12 protein-coding genes and 1 pseudogene are annotated in these 11,246 nt (G+C 69.0%); 10 read left to right on the top strand and 3 right to left on the bottom strand.

What is annotated here, in order from left to right; translation table 11 throughout:
• Positions 1-72: 72 nt before the first annotated feature.
• Positions 73-375: a hypothetical protein gene (locus AOK08_RS18660; protein WP_055527114.1), complete on the bottom strand. Its 303-nt coding sequence runs from the start codon at positions 373-375 to the stop codon at positions 73-75.
• A gap of 367 nt (positions 376-742) precedes the next feature.
• On the opposite strand from AOK08_RS18660, the gene AOK08_RS18655 reads away from it, so the two are divergent.
• The 3 genes from AOK08_RS18655 (at position 743) to AOK08_RS18645 (ending at position 4,183) form a co-directional block, all read left to right on the top strand.
• Positions 743-3,115: an immune inhibitor A domain-containing protein gene (locus AOK08_RS18655; protein WP_055527112.1), complete on the top strand. Its 2,373-nt coding sequence runs from the start codon at positions 743-745 to the stop codon at positions 3,113-3,115.
• Between the two features lie 123 nt (positions 3,116-3,238).
• A complete protein-coding gene (locus AOK08_RS18650) occupies positions 3,239-3,601 on the top strand; it encodes a hypothetical protein (protein ID WP_055527108.1) in 363 nt (120 codons plus the stop codon).
• Positions 3,602-3,688: 87 nt separating this feature from the next.
• The gene (locus AOK08_RS18645) at positions 3,689-4,183 is read left to right on the top strand and encodes a pyridoxamine 5'-phosphate oxidase family protein (RefSeq protein ID WP_055527105.1); all 495 of its coding nucleotides are present in this window, start codon (positions 3,689-3,691) and stop codon (positions 4,181-4,183) included.
• 25 nt (positions 4,184-4,208) lie between these two features.
• Here AOK08_RS18645 and AOK08_RS18640 read toward each other — a convergent pair.
• Positions 4,209-4,763 (bottom strand): annotated as a pseudogene (locus tag AOK08_RS18640) (isochorismatase family protein); the annotation flags it as partial.
• Positions 4,764-4,945: 182 nt separating this feature from the next.
• The gene (locus tag AOK08_RS18635; protein WP_055527098.1) at positions 4,946-6,286 is read right to left on the bottom strand and encodes a nicotinate phosphoribosyltransferase; all 1,341 of its coding nucleotides are present in this window, start codon (positions 6,284-6,286) and stop codon (positions 4,946-4,948) included.
• Between the two features lie 100 nt (positions 6,287-6,386).
• Here AOK08_RS18635 and clpS point away from each other — a divergent pair, with 100 nt between their 5' ends.
• The 7 genes from clpS (at position 6,387) to AOK08_RS18605 (ending at position 11,169) form a co-directional block, all read left to right on the top strand.
• Positions 6,387-6,704 carry an ATP-dependent Clp protease adapter ClpS gene (gene clpS / locus AOK08_RS18630; protein WP_055527096.1) on the top strand — a complete coding sequence of 106 codons (318 nt, stop codon included), beginning with the start codon at positions 6,387-6,389 and terminating at the stop codon, positions 6,702-6,704.
• An 11-nt stretch (positions 6,705-6,715) separates the two neighbouring features.
• Positions 6,716-7,321, top strand: coding sequence for a DUF2017 domain-containing protein (locus tag AOK08_RS18625; RefSeq protein WP_055527093.1), 606 nt, complete (start codon positions 6,716-6,718; stop codon positions 7,319-7,321).
• Between the two features lie 308 nt (positions 7,322-7,629).
• Positions 7,630-9,045 carry an amino acid permease gene (locus AOK08_RS18620; protein ID WP_055527091.1) on the top strand — a complete coding sequence of 472 codons (1,416 nt, stop codon included), beginning with the start codon at positions 7,630-7,632 and terminating at the stop codon, positions 9,043-9,045.
• A gap of 89 nt (positions 9,046-9,134) precedes the next feature.
• The gene (locus AOK08_RS18615) at positions 9,135-9,557 is read left to right on the top strand and encodes a M67 family metallopeptidase (RefSeq protein ID WP_055527089.1); all 423 of its coding nucleotides are present in this window, start codon (positions 9,135-9,137) and stop codon (positions 9,555-9,557) included.
• 111 nt (positions 9,558-9,668) lie between these two features.
• Positions 9,669-9,767: a putative leader peptide gene (locus AOK08_RS48720; protein WP_107090850.1), complete on the top strand. Its 99-nt coding sequence runs from the start codon at positions 9,669-9,671 to the stop codon at positions 9,765-9,767.
• Between the two features lie 156 nt (positions 9,768-9,923).
• Complete coding sequence (locus tag AOK08_RS18610) at positions 9,924-10,202, top strand: MoaD/ThiS family protein (RefSeq protein WP_055527087.1); 279 nt, start codon at positions 9,924-9,926, stop codon at positions 10,200-10,202.
• A 16-nt stretch (positions 10,203-10,218) separates the two neighbouring features.
• Positions 10,219-11,169, top strand: coding sequence for a PLP-dependent cysteine synthase family protein (locus AOK08_RS18605; RefSeq protein WP_055527084.1), 951 nt, complete (start codon positions 10,219-10,221; stop codon positions 11,167-11,169).
• The last annotated feature ends 77 nt before the right edge of the window (positions 11,170-11,246 follow it).

The following is an 11,246-nucleotide window of genomic DNA, read 5'->3' as shown; positions in this document are numbered from 1 at the left end:
GGTCCCGCCCAACCGCCGTTGGCGGAGCGGAAGGGGGGTAGTCCCAGGGGCTGAGGGGCTAGTCCCAGGGGTTCAGTCCTGCTGTGCCGAGGCGGCCTGTGCAGAGGCGGCCTGGGCCGGGACGCGTTCGCGCGGGGCCGGGGTGTCGGCCGACGAGGCGACGATCGGGGAGGCCACCGGGGCGGCGGGCTTGGGCCGGGGCACGGTCAGGGCGACGAGCAGCCCCAGGACGAGTGCCACGAGGGCGATCAGCGCCACCCCCGGACCCGAATCCGTCTGAGACAGCAGCAGCATGGCGAGCGTCGAGAGAATCACGGTGCACGAACCGTAGACGAGCTGTGCGACGGTCGGACGAGGCGCGGTCGGACGAGGCATGGCAATCGAGTCCTCGTTGGATTCGGGGGGTTAACGGGGGTGAGGTGCGGGCCGACCTGGCTTTCCACCGGGCTCCCGGCGTTCCGCCAACCGACTCTAATCGCGTCAATGCCCGACTGGAACGCGCAGTAAGCGTGACCTAACACACGGCTCCGGGGCACAGGGGGCGCACGGAGTCATGGCGTCCGCCGACCGGACGCCCGTACGCGCCGGTAACGTATTTGACCTGTCCAAGTCAAGGTCTGTCTTTTCTTTCAAACCTCTAGTCAAATTACGTCACTTGACTACACGCGTATAACCGCCCGCGGACAGCTTCCGAACCAGGAACCCCCCATCCGCGCGGACGGACGCGGGGGAGGACCCTCAAGTGACCAGCAGACCCTGGACGTTCAGAACGGCGGCCATCGGCGTGGCACTCGCCACTGCCGCCGCCACGTTCTCCACCTTTGCCATCGCCGAGGCCGACTCGGGCCCGGGCAAGGGCACTTCGGCCGTACCGGCCGCGAACCGGATCGACCCGTCGGAACGGCAGCACGCCGACGACGACTTCGCCGGCCCGCTCAGCAAGACGCAGGAGGCCCAGCGCGAGGAAGCCCTCAACCAGGTGCTCTCCGGCGAGGCCACGGCCAAGAACCGCAACGGTTCGCAGGTCGTGCAGCTCAAGGCCGGCAAGGGCGGCAAGGACAAGGGCAAGTACGTCGAACTCCGCCGCGAGCGGACCGACAAGATCTTCACGATCCTCGTCGAGTTCGGCGACCAGGTCGACAGCCGCTACGGCGGCACGCCCGGCCCGCTCCACAACACGATAGCCAAGCCGGACCGTGCCAAGGACAACAGCACGGCCTGGCAGGCGGACTACAACACCAAGCACTTCAAGGAGCTCTACTTCGGCACCGGCAACGGTGTCGAGTCGATGAAGAAGTACTACGAGAAGCAGTCCTCGGGCCGCTACTCGGTCGCCGGCACGGTCTCCGACTGGGTCAAGGTCCCCTACAACGAGGCCCGTTACGGCTCCAACAAGTGCGACCCCGACAACTGTGCCTGGTTCGCGGTGCAGGACGGGGTCACCGCCTGGGTCAAGGCGCAGAAGGCGGCCGGCGCCACCGACGCGCAGATCAAGAAGCAGCTCGCCGGGTACGACCAGTGGGACCGCTACGACTACGACGGCGACGGCAACTTCAACGAGCCCGACGGTTACATCGACCACTTCCAGATCGTGCACGCCGGTGAGGACGAGTCCGCCGGTGGCGGCGCGCAGGGCGAGGACGCCATCTGGGCGCACCGCTCCTACGCGTTCGGCACCGACAAGGGCACGACCGGCCCCGCCGGCAACCTGCTCGGCGGCGCGCAGGTCGGTGACACCGGCATCTGGGTCGGCGACTACACCATCCAGCCGGAGAACGGCGGACTCGGCGTCTTCGCCCACGAGTACGCGCACGACCTCGGTCTGCCGGACCACTACGACACCACCAACACCGGTGAGAACTCGACCGGTTACTGGACCCTGATGTCGTCCGGCTCCTGGCTCGGCCGTGGCCGCGACGCGATCGGCGACCTGCCCGGTGACATGACCGCCTGGGACAAGCTCCAGCTGGGCTGGCTCAAGTACGACAAGGCGAAGGCCGGGAAGAAGTCGAGCCACACGCTCGGCGTCGCCGAGTACAACACCAAGAGGCCGCAGGCGGTCGTCGTCACGCTGCCGAAGAAGAACGTCACCACCACCATCGTCGCCCCGGCACAGGGCGCGACCCAGTGGTGGAGCGGCAGCGCCAACGACCTCAACAACACGCTGACCCGTACGGTCGACCTCACCGGCAAGTCCTCGGCCACCCTCACCCTGGACGGCTGGTACGACGTAGAGGCCAAGTTCGACTACGTCTACGCCGAGGTCTCCACCGACGGCGGCGCCACCTTCACGCCGCTGGACGGCACCGTCGACGGCGTCGCCATCCCGCGCGACGGCAGCGGCAACCCGGCGCTCACCGGCTCGGTGGACGCGTACAAGAAGCTGTCGTACCCGCTGGACGCCTACGCGGGCAAGAAGTTCGACCTGCGCTTCCGCTACACCTCCGACGGCGGTGTCTCCCTGAAGGGCTTCGCGGCCGACGAGATCACCGTGACCGCCGACGGCGCCGCCCTCTTCTCGGACAACGCGGAGAGCGCGGACGCGGCGTGGAAGACCAAGGGCTTCAAGCGCATCGGCGCGTCCATCACGGACAACTACGCGCAGTACTACATCGCCGAGAACCGTCAGTACGTGTCGTACGACAAGACCCTCAAGGTCGGCCCGTACAACTTCGGCTTCGCGAACACCCGTCCGTCCTGGGTCGAGCACTTCCCGTACCAGACCGGTCTGTTGATCTGGAAGTGGGACACCTCCCAGCAGGACAACAACGTCACCGCGCACCCGGGTGTCGGCAAGATCCTGCCGGTGGACTCGCACTCGCTCCCGCTGAAGTGGGCGGACGGCACGCTGATGCGCAGCCGCATCCAGTCCTACGACTCGCCGTTCAGCCTGTACCCGACGGACGGGCTCAGCCTCCACAAGGCGGACGTGCTCACGAAGATCCCGTCCCTGAAGGGTGTGCCGGTCTTCAACGACCACACCGCCAAGTACTACAACGCGGCGACCCCGCTGGCGGGCGTGAAGATCACTGACACCAACACCCGGATCAAGATCGTCAAGCAGCCCCGCGATGGCTCCTCGATCTCGATCCAGGTCGGCCCGGCGGTAAAGTAATCTAAATAACCCCAGGTCAGAGCATTGATCGGCCGTGACCCCCTAGCGGGTCGCGGCCGATCGTGTTTAGGTGCCCTTGAAGCTTTTCTTATTGACACCGAGTCCTACGGGGGGTGCGACCGCATGGCCGCAGGAGGTTTCTGCAAGCTGCCCAGCGGCAGTGTGGTGGTGGCGCTGAACCTGCCGTGCCCGTCCGCTCCGGCCCCGGCGCGCACCGGCCCCGGCCTGGACGACGTACGCGTCCTCGTGCTGGCCCAGAACCGCGCCAGGGCACTGACCCGCCTGCGCAACCTGGGTCTGCGGGCGGTCTACCTCCGGGGCAACGCGGCCCCACCCACTCCGGACGAGATCACGGCGGTCCTCCACCACCCCGACGGCCTGATATGGCGCAAGGCCCCGGACCACCGCGTCCCCTCGGCCCCGGAGCGCACGGAGCTGTGGCGCCCGATCCGGTCACTCCTGCGGAGGCCTGCGGCGCGGGTGTGACGGGTGCGTGTCGTGGGTGGTCCTCCGTCCCGTGACCTAGGGCTGCCGTCGGATGTGGGCGGCCGGAGTGCGTCGTAGCCTCACCGCATGACGGCAGCCGACGCACATTCCGACACGCCACCCTCCGAAGGACCCCGCGGCATCGAGCAGCGCAGGCGGGAAGCGCTGGAACGCCTCGGGCGGGACATCGACGTCTGGGTCGCCACGGCCGACTCCGACGGCGAGCCGACCCTCGTGCCGCTGAGCTACTGGTGGGACGGCGAGTCGGTGTGGCTGGCCACCCGTGACACCAACCCGACCGGCCGCAATCTGCGGGCCTCGGGGCGGGTGCGGCTCTGCTTCGGGCACACCCGGGACGTGGTCCTGATGCACGGCACCGCCCGTCGGCTGGCCCACGAGGAGCTGCCGGCCTCGGTGGGCGAGGGCTTCGCGGCGAATGTGGACTGGGATCCGCGGGGGAGCGGCCCCTCGTACGCCTGGTTCCAGGTCACCCCTGAGGTGATCCAGGCCTGGGGCACAGTCCCCGAGATGACCGACCGGGATCTGATGCGCGACGGGAAGTGGCTGGTCCAGGGCGACTGAATCCGGTGCCCTTTGGTTTTCTCGCCCCCGCCGCGCGTAGTTCCTCCAGCGCTCGTTCCGTCGTGCCCGCCGCCACCCCGGCCGTGAGGTCGAGCAGCACCTGCGTCCGGAAACCCTCCCGGGCCGCGTCCAGCGCGGTGGCCCGGACGCAGTGGTCGGTCGCGATGCCGACCACATCCACCTCGTCGATCTCGCGGGCCCGCAGCCAGTCCCCCAGCGCGACCCCGTTCTCGTCGGCGCCCTCGAAACCGCTGTAGGCGGCCGCGTACGCCCCCTTGTCGAACACGGCGTCGACCGCGCCGGAGGCGACCGCCGGGGCGAAGTTCGGGTGGAAGCCGACGCCCTCCGTGCCGGCCACGCAGTGCGCGGGCCAGGAGTCCGTGAAGTCGGGGTTGTCGGAGAAGTGGCCGCCGGGGGCGATGTGGTGGTCGCGGGTCGCCACGACATGGCGGTAACCGGCGGGGGCCTGCCCGATCAGCTCGGTGATCGCGGCGGCGACATCGGCACCCCCGGCCACCGCGAGACTGCCTCCCTCGCAGAAGTCGTTCTGCACGTCTACGACGATCAGGGCGCGGCGCATGGGCGGTCTTCCTTCGGCTGTCAGGGGTGCGGGCAACTGTCGGGGCGCGGGCCTGGCCGGTGCGCGGGCCCGTGTGTGAACATGTGAACTTCCGAGCCTAGGGACTCCGGCCCCGCTTCGGGAGGGGGCATTCGGGGCAACCGGCGTACTCGGACGCCGGCCGCCCCTGCCCACGAGGAGTGTCAGGCCGGTCCGGGCAGGTACTCCGTCGGGATGACGGCCTCCCCGCGCGAGAGCTGGGTCGCCGACAGCGGCAGGTTGGCGCGCGCGGCGGCGTGCCGGTCCCGGACGACGTCCAGCGGCTCGCGGGAGACCACCCGGCCGCCCTTGACCAGCTCGACCAGCAGTTGCCGGTCGGCCAGCTCCACGGGCACCGGTCCCGTACCGATCACCTCGGCCTCCGCGATCCCGTCCCGGTCGAGCCGCCGGGCCGCCCACTTCCGGCCGCCGATCGACGTCTTGCCGCCGGTCGACTTCTTCGCCACCGGGAGGAGGGGAGCGCCCGGGTCCGCCGACTCCGCGCGGGCGACGAGCTTGTAGACCATGGAGCAGGTGGGGTGGCCGGAACCCGTCACCAGTTGGGTGCCGACCCCGTACGCGTCCACGGGCGCCGCCGCCAGCGAGGCGATCGCGTACTCGTCGAGGTCCGAGGTGACGGTGATCCGCGTGGCCTGTGCCCCCAGCTCGTCCAGTTGCTGCCGTACCCGGTGCGCGACCAGGAGCAGGTCCCCGGAGTCGATGCGCACCGCGCCCAGCTCAGGACCGGCGACCTCCACCGCCACCCGTACCGCCTCGGCGACGTCGTACGTGTCCACCAGCAGCGTCGTGCTCCGGCCGAGCGAGTCCACCTGGGCCTGGAAGGCGTCCCGCTCGCGGTCGTGGAGCAGGGTGAACGCGTGCGCGCTCGTCCCCACGGTCGGAATGCCGTAGCGGAAACCGGCGGCCAGGTCGGACGTGCTCGTGAAGCCGCCGACGTACGCGGCACGGGAGGCGGCCACCGCGGCCAGCTCGTGGGTGCGGCGGGCGCCCATCTCGATCAGCGGGCGGTCACCGGCGGCCGAGGCCATCCGGGAGGCCGCCGCGGCGATCGCCGAGTCGTGGTTGAGGATGGACAGGACCACCGTCTCCAGCAGCACGCACTCCGCGAAGGAGCCCTCGACCCGCAGGACCGGCGAGCCCGGGAAGTACACCTCGCCCTCGGGATAGCCCCAGATGTCCCCGCCGAAGCGGTACGCGGCCAGCCACTCCAGGGTCGGCTCGTCGGCGATCCGGCGCTCGCCCAGGAAGTCGAGGACGGCCGGGTCGAAGCGGAAGTTCTCCACCGCGTCGAGCACCCGTCCGGTGCCCGCGACGACGCCGTAGCGCCGGCCCTCCGGCAGCCGCCGGGTGAAGACCTCGAAGACCGACCGCCGGTCGGCCGTGCCCGCCTTCAGGGCGGCCTGGAGCATGGTCAGCTCGTAGTGATCCGTGAAGAGCGCCGTCGAGGGAACATCCACCGGCAGCCCAAGATCCGCTGTGTTCATACGATGGATGCTACCCCCATCTCGTCACTTTGACGATTTCCACCCCCCGGTGCGCTCCCGGCAGGCCCCGTTTGGCCCGTGACCCCCTTGTGGTGGCAGCATGGGCGGTGTGACGTCACCCGCTCCCGTAGAGATCGAACGCACCGAGTCGGTGGAGGAGACCTTCGCCGTACCCGAGCCCGACGTCCCGTGGGTCACCATCGTCCACAACGACCCGGTCAACCTCATGAGCTATGTGACCTACGTCTTCCAGACGTACTTCGGCTACCCGAAGGACAAGGCGACCAAGCTCATGATGGACGTCCACCACAAGGGCCGGGCGGTCGTCTCCAGCGGCAGCCGCGAGGAGATGGAACGCGACGTGCAGGCGATGCACGGCTACGGTCTGTGGGCCACCCTCCAGCAGGACCGGAAGTAGCGAACCACTTCATGCCAGGACAATTCGAACCGCTCCCCGGCGGCGGCGCGGCCGTCGCGCTCGACGACGTCGAGATCTCGATCATCCGGTCGCTGGCCGTACAGCTCCTGGAGCTGATCGGCCCCGGCCCCGCCGAGGACGCCTCCGCCGACCCGCTCGCCGAGCTGTTCGCCGAGGGCCCCAGCGAACCGCCCTCCGACCCGGTGCTCAAACGCCTGTTCCCGGACGCCTACAGCGACCCCGTCGACGTACCGTCGTCGCCCGGCGAGGCCCAGGAACAGCGGGAGTACTCCGCCGAGTTCCGCCGGTTCACCGAGAACGACCTGCGCACCGGCAAGCGGGAGGGCGCCCTCGCGGTGATCCGCTCACTGGACGCGCTGACGCCGGCCGGTGACGGGGGCGCGGTGCTCAAGCTGGCGCACGAGCAGTCCCAGCAGTGGCTGGGCACCCTCAACGACCTGCGCCTTGCGATCGGCTCCCGGCTGGACGTCGTCGACGAGGAGGACACCGACCTCCTCTACCGGCTGCCGGACGAGGACCCGCGCAAGCCGATGGTGATGGCGTACCTCTGGCTGGGCGGGCTCCAGGAGACCCTCGTGTCCACGCTCATGCCGTGAGGTCCGGACTCCACGCTCATGCTGTGAAGTCCGGATCCACGCTCGTGCCGTGAAGTCCGGACTCCATGCTCATGCCGTGAAGTCCGGAGGATTCGTCCTCGTGCGTGATGGTTTCGCCTTTCCTCAGAGGGCCCTCAATTCGGGATAACGATCCCGTCACCGCTGCCGTCGGCTGTGTCCCTTTCGTGTGCCGTTTGACCGCTTCTTCCTGTGGTGTGCGCCACAAATCTCCCCGATGCCCCCTGATGCGGCCGTGGTAGATCTTCTCGATCCATCAGTCCGGGGGGACGTTGAGAAAGGCACACCACATGACCTCCGCTCAGGTCGACGGCGACCCGGGAAATACGTCCGTGGAGTCCGAAGAGGGATACGAGCGCGGGCTCGGCAGCCGCCAGGTCCAGATGATCGCCATCGGCGGCGCCATCGGCGTCGGCCTCTTCCTGGGTGCCGGGGCGAACATCGCCAAGGCCGGCCCCAGCCTCATCTTCATGTACGCCCTGGCCGGCGTCATCGTCTTCTTCATCATGCGGGCCCTTGGCGAACTGCTCCTCTACCGCCCGGTCTCGGGCTCGTTCGCCGAGTACTCGCGGGAATTCCTCGGCCCGTTCTTCGGCTACTTCACCGGCTGGACGTACTGGCTGATGTGGGTGGTCACCGGCATGGCCGAGCTGACGGCCGCAGCCATCTACGTCAACTACTGGGCCCCCGGCGTCCCCCGGTGGGTGACGGCACTGGTCTTCCTGGTGCTCCTGTTCGGCGTGAACCTGATCTCCGTGAAGGTCTTCGGCGAACTGGAGTTCTGGTTCTCGATGGTCAAGGTCACCGCCCTGATAGGCATGATCGTGATCGGCCTCGGCGTCCTCACTTTCGGCTTCAGCTCCGCCGGTGACACCGCCGCCGTCTCCAACCTGTGGGCCTTCGACGGCTTCTTCCCCAAGGGCATCGGCTCGTCCCTGATGACCCTCCAGGGCGTGATGTTCGCCTACCTCGCCGTCGAACTGGTCGGCGTCACCGCCGGCGAGTCCGAGAACCCCGAGAAGACCCTCCCCAAGGCGATCAACACCCTCCCGTGGCGCATCGCCCTCTTCTACGTCGGTGCCCTCAGCGTCATCCTCTGCGTCGTGAAGTGGACCGAGTTCGCCCCGGGCGTCAGCCCGTTCGTCGAGGCGTTCGCGAAGATCGGCATCCCGGCGGGCGCGGGAATCGTCAACTTCGTGGTGCTGACGGCCGCCCTCTCCTCCTGCAACTCGGGCATGTACTCGACGGGCCGCATGCTGCGCACCCTCGCGGACAACGGCGAGGCCCCCCGGATCTTCAGCAAGCTGTCGCCGAGCAAGACGCCGGCCTTCGGCGTCGCCATCTCCGTCGCCTTCATGGGCATCGGCGTCGTCCTCAACTACGTCGTCCCGGAGAAGGCCTTCGGCTACGTCATGTCGATCGCCACCGCCGCCGGCATCTGGACGTGGCTGATGATCCTCATCAGCCACGTCATCTACCGCCGGGGCGTCGTCGCGGGCCGTCTGCCCGCCTCGTCCTTCCCGGCGCCGGGCGGCTCGGTGTGCAGCTGGATCGCCATCGCCTTCCTCGTCTTCGTCACGGGCCTCATCGCGTACGACGCCGACGCGCGCGTCTGCCTCTACGTCATGGCCGGCTGGGCCGCCGCCCTCGGCATCGGCTGGGCGGTACTCAAGTCCCGCAACCCGCAGGTCGTGGCGCGCGACTGAAACTCCCGTTCCAGCATGTGGGCCCTCCCGTACCACCCCTCGGTACGGGAGGGCCCATTCGTCTGTCCGGGCTGCTTATCCTGACGAACATGCTGACCATCACCCAGGCCCTCGTCGACCAGATCGTCGCCCACGCGCGCAAGGACCACCCCGACGAGGCATGCGGCGTCGTCGCCGGACCGGCGGGCACCGACCGCCCCGAGCGCTTCATCCCGATGCTGAACGCGGCCATGTCGCCCACGTTCTACGAGTTCGACTCCGGCGACCTGCTGAAGCTCTACCGCGAGATGGACGACCGCGACGAGGAGCCGGTGATCATCTACCACTCCCACACCGCGACCGAGGCCCACCCCTCCCGCACCGACATCTCCTACGCCAACGAGCCCGGCGCCCACTACGTCCTCGTGTCCACGGCCGACACCGACGGCCTCGGCGAGTTCCAGTTCCGCTCGTTCCGGATCGTCGAGGGCGAGGTCACGGAGGAGGAGGTCAACGTCGTGGAGGCGTACTGATCCCGTCCGCTCGCCGTCCGTTCTCCGACTGTTCTCATCTGGTGGCCCGAAAATGTCCAGACTGCGGGACAGGTCTCCGGAATCCGGACCGGGAATCTATACGATGAGCCCATGGTTTCCTACGACGTGAGCGAGAAGACGCCGGGCACGCCGCTGCTCGTGGCGCGGCTGCACGTCGACCTGTGCAGGCTGGCCAGCGCCATCTGTTGACGCCGGCCCCTGCCGCCGTACGGCCGTGAGCCGCGGCGCCCACATGCGTGACCCACGTGATCCGCACAACCCGCATGATCCGCATGACCTGCTGAAGAATGCTTTTCGCGCCGCCGCGCGCCCAACGACCCACCACCCCGACAGGAGCCCCGAGCCATGGCCATCGAGGTCCGCATCCCGACCATCCTCCGCACCTACACCGGAGGCGAGAAGGCCGTCCCCGGTGCCGGGGAGACCCTCGCCGAACTCTTCGCCGACCTCGAGACCCGGCACGCGGGCGTCCAGGCCCGCATCGTGGACGACGGCAAGCTGCGCCGCTTCGTCAACGTCTACCTCAACGACGAGGACGTCCGCTTCCTCGACGGCATCAACACCAAGCTCGCCGACGGCGACACCGTGACGATCCTGCCGGCCGTCGCCGGCGGCATGGCCTGACAGGCCCCTGGCACCCATGCGCTACGACTCGCCGCTGGCCGCGGTAGGCAACACCCCCCTGGTGCGCCTGCCGCGTCTGTCGCCGTCCGCCGACGTACGGATCTGGGCCAAGCTGGAGGATCGCAACCCCACCGGCTCGGTCAAGGACCGCCCCGCCCTGCACATGGTCGAGCAGGCCGAGAAGGACGGCCGGCTCACCCCCGGCTGCACGATCCTCGAACCCACCTCGGGCAACACCGGCATCTCGCTCGCCATGGCCGCCAAGCTCAAGGGCTACCGCATGGTCTGCGTGATGCCCGAGAACACCTCGCAGGAACGCCGCGAGCTGCTCGCCATGTGGGGCGCCGAGATCATCCCGAGCCCGGCGGCAGGCGGCTCCAACACCGCCGTACGCGTCGCCAAGGAACTGGCCGCCGAGCACCCGGACTGGGTCATGCTCTACCAGTACGGCAACCCCGACAACGCGGGCGCCCACTACGCCACCACCGGCCCGGAGATCCTCACCGACCTCCCCTCCATCACCCACTTCGTGGCAGGCCTCGGCACCACCGGGACCCTCATGGGCGTCGGCCGCTACCTCCGCGAGAACAAGCCCGACGTGAAGATCGTCGCCGCCGAGCCGCGCTACGACGACCTGGTCTACGGCCTGCGCAACCTCGACGAGGGCTTCGTACCCGAGCTGTACGACGCCTCCGTGCTCACCACCCGCTTCTCCGTCGGCTCGGCGGACGCGGTCACCCGCACCCGGGAGCTCCTCCAGCAGGAGGGCATCTTCGCGGGCGTCTCCACCGGCGCCGCCCTGCACGCGGCGATCGGCGTCGGCAACAAGGCCGTCAAGGCGGGCGAGAGCGCGGACATCGTCTTCGTCGTCGCCGACGGTGGCTGGAAATACCTCTCGACAGGCGTCTACACGGCGGCCACCACGGAGGAAGCCATCGAGACACTCCAGGGCCAGCTCTGGGCGTAAGCCCTGGTCAGGCGTATCACGTTACGAGGCGAGGTGGCGGACCCGGTCCCAGAGAGCCGGGTCCACCACCTCGCCTC

The organism is Streptomyces graminilatus, from assembly GCF_001418565.1.
Taxonomy (GTDB): domain Bacteria; phylum Actinomycetota; class Actinomycetes; order Streptomycetales; family Streptomycetaceae; genus Streptomyces; species Streptomyces graminilatus.
The sequence above is the reverse complement of the archived record's forward strand: the minus strand, read 5'-3'. Positions and strand labels throughout refer to the sequence as shown.